This is a genomic window from Streptomyces sp. 3N207 (assembly GCF_052246355.1).
Taxonomy (GTDB): domain Bacteria; phylum Actinomycetota; class Actinomycetes; order Streptomycetales; family Streptomycetaceae; genus Streptomyces.
This window is the reverse complement of record NZ_JBQQBV010000045.1, coordinates 14695-30416: the sequence shown is the minus strand read 5'-3', so window position 1 is coordinate 30416 and position 15722 is coordinate 14695. Positions and strand designations below refer to the sequence as shown.

12 protein-coding genes and 1 pseudogene are annotated in these 15722 nt (G+C 68.7%); 11 read left to right on the top strand and 2 right to left on the bottom strand.

Annotated elements, in window-relative coordinates; translation table 11 throughout:
* Nucleotides 1-2066: 2066 nt before the first annotated feature.
* Nucleotides 2067-2672: a 2'-5' RNA ligase family protein gene (locus ACTWP9_RS36090; RefSeq protein WP_443250557.1), complete on the bottom strand. Its 606-nt coding sequence runs from the start codon at nucleotides 2670-2672 to the stop codon at nucleotides 2067-2069.
* Nucleotides 2673-2763: 91 nt separating this feature from the next.
* Between ACTWP9_RS36090 and ACTWP9_RS36085 the strand changes: the two genes are divergently transcribed.
* The 8 genes and pseudogenes from ACTWP9_RS36085 to ACTWP9_RS36050 all read left to right on the top strand — a co-directional run bounded on the left by ACTWP9_RS36085 (nucleotide 2764) and on the right by ACTWP9_RS36050 (nucleotide 10841).
* A complete protein-coding gene (locus tag ACTWP9_RS36085; protein ID WP_443250556.1) occupies nucleotides 2764-3522 on the top strand; it encodes a hypothetical protein in 759 nt (252 codons plus the stop codon).
* A gap of 79 nt (nucleotides 3523-3601) precedes the next feature.
* On the top strand, nucleotides 3602-4087 hold the full coding sequence (locus ACTWP9_RS36080; protein WP_443250555.1) for a hypothetical protein: 486 nt from the start codon (nucleotides 3602-3604) through the stop codon (nucleotides 4085-4087).
* Nucleotides 4088-4147: 60 nt separating this feature from the next.
* The gene (locus ACTWP9_RS36075) at nucleotides 4148-4627 is read left to right on the top strand and encodes a DUF6233 domain-containing protein (RefSeq protein WP_443250554.1); all 480 of its coding nucleotides are present in this window, start codon (nucleotides 4148-4150) and stop codon (nucleotides 4625-4627) included.
* A gap of 1348 nt (nucleotides 4628-5975) precedes the next feature.
* Nucleotides 5976-7355: a replication-relaxation family protein gene (locus ACTWP9_RS36070; protein ID WP_443250553.1), complete on the top strand. Its 1380-nt coding sequence runs from the start codon at nucleotides 5976-5978 to the stop codon at nucleotides 7353-7355.
* Between the two features lie 59 nt (nucleotides 7356-7414).
* Nucleotides 7415-7558 carry a hypothetical protein gene (locus ACTWP9_RS36065; RefSeq protein WP_443250552.1) on the top strand — a complete coding sequence of 48 codons (144 nt, stop codon included), beginning with the start codon at nucleotides 7415-7417 and terminating at the stop codon, nucleotides 7556-7558.
* Between the two features lie 116 nt (nucleotides 7559-7674).
* A pseudogene (locus ACTWP9_RS36060) lies at nucleotides 7675-8361 on the top strand (class I SAM-dependent methyltransferase).
* A gap of 901 nt (nucleotides 8362-9262) precedes the next feature.
* Nucleotides 9263-9490 (top strand): hypothetical protein, encoded by a 228-nt coding sequence (locus ACTWP9_RS36055; RefSeq protein WP_443250551.1) that lies wholly within the window; start codon nucleotides 9263-9265, stop codon nucleotides 9488-9490.
* A 7-nt stretch (nucleotides 9491-9497) separates the two neighbouring features.
* Entirely contained in the window at nucleotides 9498-10841 is a 1344-nt protein-coding gene (locus ACTWP9_RS36050; RefSeq protein ID WP_443250550.1) for a helix-turn-helix domain-containing protein, read from the top strand.
* Nucleotides 10842-11187: 346 nt separating this feature from the next.
* Here the strand turns inward: ACTWP9_RS36050 and ACTWP9_RS36045 are convergent, their stop codons facing one another.
* On the bottom strand, nucleotides 11188-11556 hold the full coding sequence (locus ACTWP9_RS36045; RefSeq protein ID WP_443250549.1) for a hypothetical protein: 369 nt from the start codon (nucleotides 11554-11556) through the stop codon (nucleotides 11188-11190).
* Between the two features lie 860 nt (nucleotides 11557-12416).
* On the opposite strand from ACTWP9_RS36045, the gene ACTWP9_RS36040 reads away from it, so the two are divergent.
* The 3 genes from ACTWP9_RS36040 (at nucleotide 12417) to ACTWP9_RS36030 (ending at nucleotide 15581) form a co-directional block, all read left to right on the top strand.
* A complete protein-coding gene (locus tag ACTWP9_RS36040; RefSeq protein ID WP_443250548.1) occupies nucleotides 12417-13436 on the top strand; it encodes a bifunctional DNA primase/polymerase in 1020 nt (339 codons plus the stop codon).
* Nucleotides 13433-15010, top strand: coding sequence for a phage/plasmid primase, P4 family (locus ACTWP9_RS36035; protein ID WP_443250547.1), 1578 nt, complete (start codon nucleotides 13433-13435; stop codon nucleotides 15008-15010). The genes ACTWP9_RS36040 and ACTWP9_RS36035 overlap by 4 nt, the downstream gene beginning before the upstream one ends.
* A 190-nt stretch (nucleotides 15011-15200) precedes the next feature.
* The gene (locus ACTWP9_RS36030; protein WP_443250026.1) at nucleotides 15201-15581 is read left to right on the top strand and encodes a DUF6009 family protein; all 381 of its coding nucleotides are present in this window, start codon (nucleotides 15201-15203) and stop codon (nucleotides 15579-15581) included.
* Nucleotides 15582-15722: the final 141 nt, after the last annotated feature.

Here is a 15722-nt window from a genome sequence, read left to right as displayed (position 1 = left end):
GCAAACACGACGAGCCGACGCGATCAGGAGTCGCTCAGCGCTCCGGCAGCCGGCTCGTCTGCAAACCAGCCTACGAATGCCGCCCGAAGAACACCACAACGGGCTTGACGTCCGTTAGGAACTCACCAAGCTCCAGAAAGAGCATACGCAAGGCTTCCGCCAGGGCACGGTGCTCGTCGGACAGGTCCTCCTTGAGTGGCGCCAGGCGCACCGGCCTGTGGGAAGCCACCCTCGTCTCGTTGCAACTCGCGTTCATAGTCATCCAGTATCCGGCGCCACGCACCTTGCTTTGCGCTTTGCGCTGTTGCCAGTCGAATCTGCAACGCACCGCCCATTGTGGCCAGTTCGGCTGGCAACAAGGACGCTGATGCCACCTCAGGCGCCAACAGGCCGCAGCGGGCCGAGGCGTGGTCTCGCCGTCATGATGAGGCACAGATCCAGCTTGAAAGGAAACACCCGATCGATGACGAGTACAGACAAGTCTGCAGATGAGCGCCAACCCTCCTTGCTGTCGCGCCTGGCGCTTCAGGCTGCTCTAGGAGCAGCCGGAGCCGTTGGCTCAGGACTAGTGACCTGGATACTGATCTGGCTGCAGAGCCGGTAGCCGTCCAGGTGACTCATCTCGGCGTGCAGGCGCCAGACGGCTTGAGTACTGGCACAGGAACTGGGGTTGGCGGAAGGTCGTCCTCCGCATGTCACAACCAGGAGTGCGGCGGCGGACGTGGTCGGTGAGACTGAAGTGCGGTCGAGCAGCGAGAAACGACTGGGGACTGGTGGGGGGCTTCTTCAGGGTGGAGGAGTACCGCAGCCATGCCTGGCTGGCTGGGCGTGCTGATCTTCATTAGCACCTCCTGTTCGACACCGAGGAAGCGCGGCGGAGCCTGATGGGGCCGTATGAGGGCCTGACGCACCGCCCCGGCCTTGCGCCGGTGGTTGTGCCAGCCGGACGAGCCCACTCACCACTTGCGAACTAAACTTCGAATATGGCGAGTGGTGAGGGGCCGCGGGCGCGGGGCCGTGGGCGCGGGCCCGGATACCGGACGGCCAGGAGCTCGATGTCGTGGTCATCTCCCGTACCCGCACGCGCGACGGCCGGTGGTGGTACGAATGCCACGCCATCCTTCCTGCGCGCCCCGGCCCCGACGGACACGCCAGCCCAGAGGGCATGCCCGTCGCTATCAGCGTCGCCGCGGAGCACATCGCTCCGATCCCGGGCGAGTCCTACCAACTCGTACCGACCGAGGGCGCGGTGGTCGGTCGCCAGTGGCTGGCCATTCGGTCCCCAGGTGTACATGGCAGTACCCCTTGGTGGCAGCTTCACCTCCGCGACTGCTGGCAGGCCCGCGGCGGCTGGCGGCACCGGCGGGTCGCCACGGCCGAAGCCCGGGAAATCGCCGTCCCTTCCTCTGATCAGGCTCGCCCAGCTCCTCGCGAATGGGCGCAGATTTTCCGTGCGCACGGTGTCCCACTTCAGGCCGCACAGGGCCTCAAGCTCTGCCTGGTACTGCGGGTTCTGAGCGATACGGCGGTCCGACCAGGACGTCCGGACCTCCTTGTGCAAGGACCTGTACCAAGTCCGCACCCCCCTCATCACGGAGTCCTTTGGAAGCGCGGGCAGCCGCGATGTCTGACTGCGGCCGTCACGCTGTTTGGGAGGCCGGCCACTGGCTGAAGCGGGTGGAAGCAGCAGCCGTGCCTCCGCCAAGGCCTCCTCTACCTCGGCGCCCTGACGGACAGCTTCGGCGGCCTGTTCAAGCACGAGGGCCACGGAGTCGCGGTACTCGGTGCTCAGGCGCTCCGCCTGGGTGCGGGTGGCACGGAGCTGAGCGATCGGGTTCTCGGAAGGTGGCACGGCGTAAGCGTTCCACGAGAAGCAGCTCGAACTGGGGGAGGCCGCCACAGTGTTCCGAGTGAAACGCACAACGCCAGAAAGCTCGTCCACCTCCACCACGGCGACGACACCGGCTTCGGCGTCGAACTCACCCTGTGGAACACCGGCACCTCCTACCTGGCCAACCTCACCGGATAGACCGGCCTCGAGCTGGGGAGGCACCGAGCAGCAACCTCTATCCAAGCAGGATCTCGTCGACGACGTCCCACGTGTAGTAGCCGCGGTCAGGGCGCTGATGCTGGCTGACCAAGTGGACGCGGTCGATCGTGACGTCGACGCGCGGTGGTCGCAGCGCCCGCAGCGCCCGGTTGAGGTTCCGATCCGGGAAGTTCTCGCGGACGTACGCCAACGATGCATGAGCCCAGAACCTGGCTTCCTTCTTCCGCAGGGAGACCCCGGGCACCTTCTCGGCTGCCGCCCGGACCCGCTCATTGAGATGGGCCATGCCGTCCTCTGGGTAGACGGCGACGGTGACCGCGGTGACACCGGGCCACACCGGACCCAGCTGGACCTTGAAGGGCTGCACGGCGCTCATCTCGGCACGGAGGGCTTCGCGGAGCTGGTCCATCTGGTCCTCGTCGACCGTGTGGTGGATGCCCTGGACCGTGGAGTGCAGCCACTCCTCGGGGACTACGCCGAGCTTGTCGCCGTACTCGTTGAGCAGCTCGCGGTGAGCACGGGCGTACGCACGGAACTCCTCGTACTCGCTCAGCAGCACAAGGACGTGCGGAAAAGGACCTCCGCGGTTCCAGATCTTGGTAGGGACGAAGAAGTTCTCCAACGCCGTTCTCCCGAACTCAAGGTGGTGTGGGTATGCAGTTCGGCTCGGTAACGGCCGTGACGGGGACCGTCCCGCTGGGACAATCATCCGCGTGAGAGTCCACCCGTTGTTCGCCGCCTACCCGCACATCCCCCCGCCAGCGGCCCGGGTCGACGCACACGTTCTCGACGGGGGCGAGGTGCCGGCGGTCCACCTGACCCGCTACCCGGTCCTGGACCAGGTGCCGCCTCAGTGGGAGGAGCCGACGGGGCTGCGGCTGCACCTGGCGGTGATGGACGAGAGGCTGTGGCGCCACTACACACCTCGCCCCCTGCGCGGGGAGCCCGAGCTCGGAAGCGGCAGCGAGCTGCGCGCGGACTGGGAGGACGCCGGCCGTGACCGGCTGCGGTTCCTGCAGTCCGCCGGTGTGCTGGCTTCCCGCGCGGAGCCGCCCGAGCCGCCCGAACTGCGCGTCGATGCCCTGCTCGCCACCCACCCCGCCGCCCGCGCGGTGGGAGTGGCCGTCGACCGCGGCACGGCTGTGGTGGGACTGCGCGCCCGGCTTCCGGGCCTGCGTGACGAGGGAGCGGGATACACCGTCACCATGCGGGCCGCCGACCCGAGAGATGCCGGACCCGTGGAGCTGTACGCGTCGGCCCTGTGGGCCTGGGCGCTGTGGTGGACCCAACGGGCACGGGAGCTGTCGGACCGGGACAGGCTCCTGGACGACGTGCCACCCCCACCACTGGAACTGGACGTCGTGGAAGCATGGACACCCCACCGGGTCCGCCTGGAACGCCCCGCTTGGACCGAGTGGTCCTCCTCATCCCCGAGTTCGCCGGTCCCGGGCGGCACCGAAGACTCTCACTGACGAGACCGGTGCCCGAGTGAGCGGGATTCGGCTGAGGCGCGGTCGGTATCCTGACGCTGGCCTGACGAGAGGACGCCTGATGCTGCGACGGAAGCGGGATCTGCGTCGTGCCGCGTACCGCGCCCAGTGCCTGATCGTCCTCAACCCGGGGCATGCCGCATGGCGCGACGCCTGGAGCGGCAAGGACCGGTATGCGCAAACGGGCGAAGACGCACTGCGCGTCATCGCCGGACCACTGCTGTCACGTGCTGACCAGATCGACGAGGCGATGCACGATCTCTTGCTGCTGAAGCCTCCCCAGCCCCTCGCGGAGACCCTGACGCAGGCCAGGGATGCCCTGCAGCCGCTGCTGGAGCTTCGCCCGGCCTGGATCGAACTGCTGAAGTCCCGGACGCCCGATGCGCTTGCGATGGACCTGGACTTCGGCGGCTACCGCCTGGACGGCTGGGTGCACGAAGACGAAGCCATCAGCCGGGTGCTCGCTCTGGCACCGGTGCTCGACCGCGCTCACTCTGCGCTGGTCCCGTGGTCAGGGATGGATCTCGCCGCCTCTGCCACCCACTGATTGGTGGGCTGGCTGGGACGAAGGGCCGTCCACCTACCAGATTCGAACTAGAATCCGAATATGGTGAGTGAGTGGCGGCACCATGCCGGGCCCTGGGCGCGAGCCTGCATGCCCGACAAGCAGGAGCTCGACGTGATCGTCACCGCCCGCACCCGTACGCGGGATGGCCGGTGGTGGTACGAGTGCCAGGCGATCCTCCCCGCCGGCCCTGACCGGAGTGGGCAGGTGGGGCGTGAGAGTGTGCCCGTCGCTATCAGCATCGCCGCGGAGCACATCGCCCCGATCCCGGGTGAGACCTATGAGCATGTACCGACTGAGGGTGCGTTGGCCGGGCGCCAGTGGCTGGCCGTTCGGTCCCCGGGTGTGCACGGCGGCAGTCTTTGGTGGCAGCTGCACCGCCGTGACTGCTGGCAGGCCCGTGGCGGCTGGCGCCGTCGCCTGGTCACCACAGCGGAAGCCCGCCAACTCCTGGCCACACAGACCAGCGACCGTCTGTGTGACATCTGCCGCCCCGACCAGGCCCTGCCCACAGCCCTCTGACATCCAGGGCAACCGGGTGGGTGATTCGCACCCACCCATCGCACGGTGCCCGCTCGGACGATGTCGTGCACTTTCGCGGTGCGCACGATGCACCGCACCGATGCGCGCCGACGATGTCGTGCCCTCCACCCGGCGCGGTGCGCACCACGATGCGCAGGGAAGTGGCCTCCACTCCGGCCCACTCTCACCCGGTGGGCACACAGACGGTGACGAACATCGGATGCTGTGCACTGGGCGCGCACCCCTTGTCCAGCTGCGCAGTCTCCGCGCGGCCCCCGTCGACCAGTAGAAGCAACCCTGGACCAAGGGCGGAATTTCGGTGTTTCTCCTTGACCACGCTCGCCACAGCCCGGGCGATGCCGCGCACCGACCTGCGATGAACGCCGCCAAGAGGGAGATCTCGCCGTCCCGCCGCACCGCGCGCCGTCACTGAGCGTAGGGGGGTGCACGGTGCGCAGAGTGCCCTTCACTCCCGCACCACGATGAGCACCCCCGGGGGGTGGAGTGGACGACATGGTGCGCACCGGGTGCGCAGTGGAGTCCGGTCGGTGCGCACCATCCGGTGGGAGTGGGGTGCATCGTGGGCAACTCCTCGCGCTGCGAGCACCGGTGCGCATCTGCTCGCCGCGGTCCCGGTGGTCGGTGCGCGTGGCGCGTGTCGGTGGCCGGATGCCGACGCGCCCAGAAGCCTTCGCGCTTGCGGCGCGGGTCCTCGCCGTCCAGCACCCGCCCCGCCAGCTGAATCAGCTGCCGGGCGGTTGTGGCATCGGCCACGGATGAACCGTCCGGTCAAGGGGTGGTCAAGGGTCAAAGCGGGCACCACGGGCCGGGATGAGCAGACAGCGGACAAGGGGGTGATCCCGCAGGGTGCGTCCGTCCCGCACGCGGCAGGTGCGCGCGGGACGGACGAACAGCCGCCCACCCCGGTCCCGGCCGGGAGGAACGAGGACCCTATGCCCGCGCCCGCACCGACCCCCGCCGCCCTTTCCGGCCGCCACGCCGGCCCAGCACCATGGAGGAGCCCTGCACGCCGCGCCGCCGTCTGGCCCGGGCAGCCCGCGCCCTGCGCGCAGCGATGGGCAAGCCCCGGTGGGCTCCTGCCGTCGGCGCTTGCGTTCCCACTGCCGAAGCCACTTCCGTGCCCGACACCCGTTCACCTCGCATTTCCCCTTGTCACCACGGGTTTCCGGCCCCGCGCCGGATCGTCACAACCCTCTTCTCTCCCCTTTCCTCTGAGTTGGTTGTCGGTGGTGGAGGAGATCATCGGGTCCGGGGGGCCGGATCCCTCCGCGGCCGGGAGCCGGCGCCTGGCCGCTGGCAGGTCGCGAGCGATGGGAGGGCGAGCCTGATGGCGGGCAAGCGCAAGGCGAACGAGGCGGGATCGTCTAACGACCTGCGCGGCGATGTGCTGCGCGTGCTCGGTGTACTCAAGGTCGCCACGGCCGACCAGATACAGCGGCTGTCCTCGCCACACCTGACGTTTCGGCACACCCAGAAGAAGACAGCGGCCCTGCGGAAGGAGGCCCGCACCGCCTCCCACCGAGCTGCGGCGAACGATCTGCGCAGGCACGGCCTGTCCGTCGACGGCGGCCGTACCAGGGCCGGGGAGGAAGCCCGGCTGCTCACCGCAGCCGGGCTGGCCGCCGCCGCGATCGACCTGGACCGCGAGCCGGAGGAGATGGGCGGCATGCCCAAGAGCGCGGGCCGCTCCGGGGCTTCGCATGCGATGACGGTGAACGAGACGGTCATCGCGCTGATCCGCCCGAAGCCCGACCTGGGCCAGGTCGCGGGGGAGCCGACCGAAGCGCGGGCGGCTGCGCGGGCCGCCGTCGACGCCCCCGACGGGATGGGCACCATCTCCTCCTACGCCACCGAGGTCGCGCTCCCGGTGAAAGGCACCTGGAAGAACCCCGCCATCGGCAGCGCCCGCGCCGACGTCGTCCTCACCGCCCCGGAGGCCGGTGTGCCGCTGCTGTTCATTGAGGTCGACAACTGCACCGAAGAAGCCGTCCTCATCGCCGCGAAGTTCGACAAATACGCCCGGTTCTTCAAGCGGAAGGAGAAGGACACCGACGGCATCGAGAAAGCGATGTGGCGCACCCGCTGGTCTGCACCCAAGTGGGAGGGATACGAGCGTGTGCACCCGCCGGTCCTGCTCGTCTTCCACCAGGCCGGCAAGCGCAATGCCAGGAACCAGATGCAGAAGGTCGCCGACCTCACCCGGCAGCACTGGCAAGGCAAGTGGACCGAGGACGGCTTCCACTCCTACGACGGGCGCATCCCGATCGTGGCGACCACACTGGAGTTGCTGCGCGAACACGGCCCGGCCGGACCCGCCTTCTGGCGCTTCGGCCGCGACCACCGCGAGCCGCTGCGGGAGGCGATCGGCAACCCCCGCCGGGACGCCGCCCTCGCTCGCCGCCGCGCAGAAATCCGAGAAGAGCAACGGCGCCGACAGGCACGGGAAGCCCGGCGCCCCGTGTGCAAGGACTGCGGGCACAAGTTCACCGACGACCGATGGGCAGCGGTCGACGTACGGGACTGGAGCCAGCCGCCCGAGTCGCATCCGCACCTGTGTGAGGACTGCCAGCACCGGGCTGTCGCAGCCGAGCAGCAGGCTCAAGCCGACGCATGCGAGCGCAAGGAGCAGGAGCGCCTCCGCAAGGAGCAGGAAGCCGCGCAGGCCGCGCGGAAGGCCGGCGGCTGGCTCTCCCGCTTCCGCGCCTGACCCGTACAAGCCTCGCCGAGCTGTGCGACCGCTTCAACGGCGGGCACCTCCTGCACCATGTGCCCAAGGTCGAGATGAAGAATGACGGCTCGGTGATGAAGACCGCGCACCGCGTCGCGGCCGACGGCTGGGAGGTCGACCTGCCGCTGTGGGCGGACGCTGCCGAGTGGGGCCCGTGCCACCACGGCAACGATTCGCACTGACCACCCCGTACCGTCAACCGGGGCTCCTGCCGTTGCTGGCAGGGGCCCCGGGCACGCCCGGGCGAGGTTGACCAGAATCGGCCTGCGGCCCGGCCGGGCCCGCCAGGATGGGGCGGGTGACCGCCACCGCAGATCTCTGGCACCACTACGGCCGCACTCGCCACGCCACCGACCGGGCCGTCCCCGGCGCCTTCTACTGGAACTGGGGCCAGGACAGCGGTCCCGGCGCCGACGTTCTGGGCGACCTGGACGGGCGGGCCGCCAGCGACCTGGGCGCGGGCGCCGCCCGGCACGCCGCCCACCTGGCCGTCCACCACCGGGCAGCCTGAGTCGATGCCATCGGCGCCTCACCCGCACAGCACCAGATGGCCACCGGCCTGTACGCCGACCTCTCACCACGCCTGCACCTGGTGCACTCCGATGTGGTCGACCACCTGCACGCTATGGCCCGCGCCTACGACGTGCTCTACAGCGTCTTCGGCGCAGTCGACTTCACTGACCCGCACGAGCTGCTGCCGACCGTGGCCGCCGCGCTGAGGCCAGGCGGACGGCCAGCCTTCTCCACTCTGGCCCACTACCTGACCGGCGCACCCGCCCAGCCCGACGTCCAGCACGCCGACATCCACGCAAAGACGCAGGATGGCGAGGCGACCACGATGCGCCGCTGGGTGCTCCAGAAACACGTGTGGACCAAACTGCTCGACCAGGTGGGGCTGACGCAGATCATCGCCGAGATGCTGCCCGGGGGAGAGGGGCCACGCGCTGCCGACACGCTGTTGGTGACGGCCGACCGCTCGAGGTGAAACGCACGCTCGAACGGCCACGGCGGAGGTGGCCAGACAACTTGGCGAGGAGGGCGCGGGTGTACTTGAGGGTGAGGTGCGTTCTACGTCGTCGGGTGCTCCGTTGCCGCCGTTGGAAGCGGTCGGCGTTCTTCTCGTTCAGGTTCAGGTCGCTGGTCGCGGCAACGAGGTCACGGCGGTGAGCTACCCGACACGCCGCGCCCGCACTCAGCGCGGGGGTGTTGATCGGGCGAGTGGCCGATGGGGCAGTCGGCCCAGGCCACGAGCACTTGTTGGCCCTGAATCGCAGACGACGGTTCCTGAAAGATGGGGCAAGACCAACGGTACGGATACAAGGCCGGGCACTTCTGGATCCTGGCACTGCGGAGCAGTGCCAGGATCAGGAGCGAAGACTCGCGGCAACGAGTTTTGCTCATCTCCGGGTAACTGGAGTGCCCGCAGTACGTCGGAGAGCGCCCGCATCAGACCATGAGCTCTTCTGCGGATACACGGTCAAAGGTCGGCTATCCCATGGCCTCAGGTCAAGCCGGGAACGCATCCGCGGAAAGGCGTCCGCTCTTTCCATTCTGAGCTGGGCGGACTTCGCGGCTGCCTGCTTGGAAGCAGTACCACCCCAGGGGGCACCGTTGCGGAAATTTCCACGCGGTGGGGAACAGGGCGCAGCAAAGACAGGACACATCTGCGGAAAACTGCCCGTCTCCTCGTATTTGACCAGGAAGAATGCGAGGACTCAGCGCCCGACGGGCCCCGGCAGGACCAGGGACACCGCTGCGGATTGACCTGTGACGGGTTAGTCCTGCAGCTGCGGATGCTGCAACATCACTGATCACGAGGGCGGCGGCAACCGCCCTGCACAGCACAACCATTCGCCCGCAGTACACCCACACTTGGAGACGAAGCCATGAGCCATCCGCCCTGCGGCGCCTCCGGCCTCCCGCCGCGCGCTCCGACGGCGACCGAGACCGTCGTACTTGTCGTGATCGTCATCGTCTCGGCGCTTCTGGCCGTTGCCGGATTCCCGGCCCTCAGCGTGGTCGCCCTGGTTGCCGAAGCTGCATCGCTCGGGGTCCGCCTGCTATACCGGCTGCGGGGCAGCGGGCCCACCCAACCTGGCCTCTCCGGGGCCTGACCGCCGCATGGGACGCCGTGAGAACCCGATCGGTGAGTGCGGCAAGTCCCTGTACACCCTCGCGGCCTGGCTACGAGCCGGCCGCGAGGCTACGGGCCTGACCTACCATCAACTCGCCGCCCGCACCGACGTCAGCGCCGACACCCTCGCGCGAGCCGCCTCCGGCCGCAGCGTGCCACAGAAGCTGAGCGTCGTCCTCGCCTACGCCCAAGCGTGCGACCTCAACCTCAAGGACGCCGAGAGACTCTGGAAGCAGGCCCGCCGTGATGAGGCACGCGCCCAGGGAGTCCTCAGCGGGCACCGCACAGGCGTGCACATCAGCGTCGTCAAGGATTTCGCCGACCTGCATTCGGCCATCGTTGACCTCTACCGGGACGACGGCTGCCCGCCATTACGAAGCCTCGATGCCCGCCTCGGAGGAGTGGGGCGCCTACCGCACAGCACTGTCGGGCGCGTGCTGAGCGGGCGGTCAAAGCCCAGCCAGTCCTTCGTGCTGGCCTTCGCCTTGGTCTGCGGTGTCAGGAAGTCCGACCTGGCTGAATGGTCGAAAGCATGGGACCGCGCGGATCACAACCGCCGAAGGACCCGCACGCAGCCCCGGCACACGGAACAACACAGCCCGCAGGATCACAACATCCAAGACCGCCTCACAACGCACAGCCCGGCAACGCCCCGCGACCTACAGGTGCTGATGAGCGACCTGGAATCCACCACGCACAAGGCGCCGGGCCTCAAACTCATGGTCCACTTTCCCGAGTCCAGGAGCCCGGAGGCCCACCAAGCCGTGCGGAGGACCCGGGAACTCCTCATCGACCAAGCACAGCGACGGGGGGAGCTGGCCTGCCCCCGCTGCGGTTGCCTCTCCTTCGGCTACAACGACCCCGACGGCTGGAAGGCGGCACTGTGTGCGCAGTGCAGCCGTGACACGGCAACTCCACACTCCCCTCCCGCTGCCCAGGCCCTCCCCGGAGACTGCGATACACCGACACTGTCCCTTCGCTTGCCCGCCGCACCTCCGCCTCTGCCCCGGCGGATTCCCTCCCGCGCCTGGCCTCCCGCAGGCGAGCCAGCGCAGAAACAGGCACTCGATGCGAACTCTCTGCCCACCGTCGAAGAAGGGACACCCTCCGTTCCTGCCGACAGCGTCACCGCCTCCGGGTCATGCTGTGCCCGTCCGGACTGTTACGGCGTCCCCTCCGTGTCTACCGAGAATGCCGCGGCACCGGTCCCTGAGACCACGCTGACCACCCGGATACGCATCAGCATCCCTGGGGCACGACCGTCCCCGCCGCGTTTCCCTCCGCCCCGCCGTCCCTTCGACTGGCCCCCGCCCCAAACACCGAGGCCGTAGAGGAGCGCTGCGAGTACGGCCCGGCCGCAGCACCGCGATGATTCATGTCTTAACCATCCCCTAATGGGGGAGCCAGGTCCGAGCGTTCGTTCGTTATGCCAGTCATTTCGACAACAGGCGGCGTGACCGCACAGCGCAGTGGCTCGGGTGCCGCTCAGAGCCCCGGCTCACATGAGGGAGCGGGGTTCGGGCCAGGGGCGACCGGCGTGATTTCCCCGGTTCTCCAGCGGGACGGCACGGGTTTCGACGGCGATGAACGGCGCACGAGCCGGGGTGGAGCTGAGGAAGGCGAGGGCGGGTGACGGAGGGCCGGAGCGAGATGGAGTGCGTGGGTGCAGATGGCGGGTCACAGCTCCTCCTCCAGCCGGATTGCCTCACGCAGTGAGTCCCGTGCCTGGTGCGACTCGCCTTCCTGCGACTCCAGCATGGCTGCCGCGATCGCGTCCAGCTTGCGCTGGATAGCGTCCTCGGCGCGTCGTTCGGAGTTCTTCAGCAGGGCCAGCATGAGCAGGTTGACGGAAGTCAGTACGTCACCGGCGAAGATCAACCACGGGACCGGTAGCGGCACCAGGTGGACGATGACCATCCCGGTGATCAGGGCCAGACAGATCAGGAAGAACAGCGGCGAGCTGGTCAGGTTCGAGGCGGCCTCCGCGAAGCGGGCGAACCGGCCGCGGCGCTCACCGCCCCGGTGCGAGGGGTGCTGAAGAGTCATGCACTCCGTGTTCCCCAACAGCCGGGGAACCCTGTTCCTTGCTGCTGTCCGCCGCCAGCCGAGGCCAGCAGCCGTGGTGCCTCCGGGGCTCATCGAGAAGCGTTGCTCTCAGCAGGGTGTGCCGGAGGATAGACGCCTGCCATGCAAGCCCAGGCCATCGGACGGTCCCTGGCTCCCTCTTCGTCGGCGGCCAGGCCGGGCTCCGTGCACTGGGTTCGTCAGGTCCTGGCGGGGCCGGTCCCTGTTGCCGGTCCCTGAGAAGAGTGCAGGTCAGGGGCTGAAGCCGCTTCGGAAAGGGACCGAAGGGACTGAAACCATGAGTTATGAGCCAGACGAAGGGATGTGGATGTATGCGCCCGCGCGTAGGTATGGAATAGCGAGCTAACTCATAACTGGGAAGTTGGGTCCCTCCAGTCCCTGGAGGCTTTGTAGAACTGGCCTGACCACCAGCTTTCAACTCAGGGACTGGGCGGCAGTCAGTCACTCCTCGTCAGTCCCGGCATCACCTGGTCCCTTGTGTTGCGACATCCTCGGTCAGCCCACAGGGGAGCTCTCTTGCGGGGCGTGAAGCAGCTGCCGGGCAGGCGGAGTTCGTTCAAGGGACCTCGGCAGGGACCGGAGGGACTGTAGAACTGGTACTGCGACGCGCGGGGCCGGGGCGTTGCCGTCGCCCCCCGAGGCACCTTTAGACTCGCGTTGTCCGAAAGTTCAGTCCCTTCGGTCCCTGCCCGGTGCTGGCTCCGGCCCCTGGCCAGGTTTTTCTCGGCAGGGACCGAAAGCCCGAAACAGAAATGGGACCACGAGTGCAGCGCCCAGCCCCTCCTCTCCAGGAGGCGAGGACCCCACGAGCCGCCCATCAGGTGGCCCGCTGGTGTGCCGCCCAGGGCTGGCCCGTCCACCCTCTGACACCGGGACGCAAGACCCCCACGGCCAACTGCCCCGACTGCCGCCGCCACAAGCACGCACCCCATTCCTGCTCCTGCATCCCGGCCGGTCGCCCCTGCCACGGCTTCCACGCGGCCACCACCGACCCGGACCGCATTGACACCTGGTGGAGCACCACCCCGGCCGCAGGCGTGGGCATCGCCTGCGGGCCCGCGAACCTCGTCGTCATCGACATCGACGCCCACCCTGCGCCCGTCCCCGGCCGCAGCAGCCTGCTGCCCGGCATCACCATCGACGACAGCGTGCAACTCGACGGCCTGGCTACCGGGTTCGATACTCTGGCACTCCTGGCCGCGTACCGCCGCCAGCCCGATCCGGCCGAGGACACCGCCACCCTCCGCGTCCGCACTCCCTCCGGCGGCCGGCACATCTGGTACACCAACCCCCACCCCGAGTTGAAGCTGCGTTGCTCGACCGGCTCCAGCCCCAAGGTCGCCCTGGCCTGGCAAGTCGACGTGCGGGCCACCGGCGGTTACATCATCGCTCCCACCACCCCGACCCACGACGGCGTCTACGCGCCGTTGGGAACAGCCCGTCACCCGGCTCCTCTGCCCGACTGGCTGGCCGCTGAACTCGTGCGCACCGGTCACCTCATCACCGCACCACCACCCCGCCCGCCCGCACCGCGCCGCCGCACCCGCCAGTCGGCCACTCCTGGCACCGTCGACCGGATTCTCGAGCCGCTCATCGACCAGGTCGCGCAGTGCGCGGCCGCGCCGGAAGGCATGGGCTTCACCGGAAAACTCAACCGGGCTGCCTTCACCGCCGGAGGACTGACCGCCTCCGGCGCCCTCACCGAGGCCGACGCCCGCCAGGCACTCGCCGCCGCTGCCCAGCAGGCTCGGCCCCACCAGATGGCCCGCAACGACCGCATCATCACCGACGGCCTGCACGCCGGGCAGGCCCGCCCCCTGTATCTGCGAGGACGTTCATGAGCAGCGCCGAGCAATCGCACTTCAACGCCGTCGCTGCCGCCCAGCAGATGCTCGACCTCGACCAGGCCGCAGCGGCCGTGCCAGCCCAAAACCCCGGCACCCCAACACCATCGCCCGCCTCCGCCCAGGCGGCCAGTCCCACGCCCGCGCCGCGCCAGGTTCCCGAGGCATGGCTTGCCCCTGTCACGCTGCCCGCCACCTTGAGCGACCGTGGCAACGCCAAACTGTTCGTCCGCCTCTACCGTGACCAGTTCCGCCACGTCGAGGGACTGGGCTGGTACTGCTGGGACGGCTACCGCTGGAAGCGCACCGGCGGAGAGAAAGCCGCCCTGTGGGCCGCGGGGGAGATGGCAGAAGACATGCCCGAGAGCGACCCCGCGGGCCGCTTCAGCGATCGCGAGCTCTACCTGCACAAGAAGCGCACCCTCTCCACCACAGGGATGAAGGCCCTCCTCACCCAGGCTAAAGCCTCACCGGACCTGTCCGTCGCCCCCGACACCCTCGACGGGGACCCCCACGCCCTGTGCACCCCCTGTGGGGTGGTCGACCTGCCCACGGGCCGGCTGCGCAAGCCCGACCCGGCACGCGACTTCCACTCCCGCGCCACCAGCGTCGCACCCCAGCCCATGCCCACCCCCCGCTGGGAGCGCTTCCTCGCAGACACCTTCGGCGACGATGCCGAAGGCCGCGAAATGGTCGACTTCCTCCACCTGCTGCTCGGCTACTCCCTCACCGGCGACGTCGGCGCCCAGGTCCTGCCCTTCCTCCACGGCCACGGCAAGAACGGCAAATCCGTCCTCATGGACGTGATGATCCAGATCCTCGGCGACTACGCCGACGCGGCCCCGCCCGGCTTCCTCATGGACCGCGGAGCCTTCTCCGAACACTCCACCGAGCTGACCGAACTACACGGACGCCGCCTGATCGTCTGCTCCGAACTCAAGCCCAACGACAAGTTCGACGAAGCCCGCGTCAGACTCCTGACCGGCGGAGACAAGATCAAAGCCCGCCGCATGCGGCAGGACTACTTCTCCTTCACCCCCACCCACCACCTGTGGCTGCTGGGCAACCACCGCCCCGAAGTCACCACCGGCGGCTTCGCCTTCTGGCGCCGCATCCGCCTGCTGCCCTTCGAACGCGTCGTCCCCGACGAATGCAAAATCGACAACCTCGCCTTCGAACTCGTCCACGACGAAGGCCCCGGCATCCTCCACTGGCTCGTCGAGGGAGCACGCCGCTACCTCACCACCCGCGACAACCTCGAAGGCCCCGCCCGCGTACGGATGGCCACCACCGCCTACGCCACCACCGAGGACCACATCGGCCGCTTCCTGACCGAATGCTGCACCCGCCAAGCCCCCGGCGACGAAGCCGCCGACCTACGCGTCGAACAAGGCCAGCTGTACGCCGCCTACAGCGCCTGGTGCAACGAAGGCGAAGGCATCCGCCCCGCCACCAACCGCGCCTTCGCCAACCGCGTCCGCCAGGAGATCGGCCTCTCCTCACCCGCCGACATGCTCAAATCCAACGGCCGCAAGTACTACCCCGGCCTCGGACTGGTGGAAGCCCCATGACACACCCCACCAACCCGCGCCCGGCCAGCCAGGAGACACTGCCCACCCGCGGTAAGCGCCTCTACGATGAACACCACCCCGCCACGGCACCACCGCGACGAACCGATTCCCCAGCCGGCCGGGCGGGAAGAACAACACAGCACCAGCCCAGCCCCGCACCGGGCCGGCACCAGAAGGAGGGGCTGCAGCCATGAGCTCGCTACTGACCGAGGGCGATCTCACCCACGAAGAAAACGTGGTGTGGCTGGAGAACCCCGAACACTTCGACTACGTCCGCCAAGCCCTCGACAAAACCCCACGCCGCCGCAACAAACCCCGCTACGCCCGCGACGGACGCATGGTCGGCTTCACCGAACTGACCAAAGACGCCGAACCCGACCCCGACTCCGGCCTCTACCGCCGCCGCGTCTTCTTCCTCCTGCCACACGACCGCGACAGCAACCCCACCGGCCTCTACCAAGAAGGCGCCCCCGGAGAAGCCGTCGACCCCCGCACCATCCAGCCCAAACACGTCGGCGAGAAGACACCCCGCTCACAAAGCGGCCCCGCCGCCATAGCACCAGCAGGCTGAGGGCGCCCCATCGGGTCAGCGGCGCTGCCTCGCCGGCCTCTCATCCACCGTCTTCTTCCAAACCCGCCGCCAGATCACCGCAGCCGGCTGACTCGAGGAACCCGAACGCCTGGCTCATCCGGTACGGGTGCAGTTCCTTTG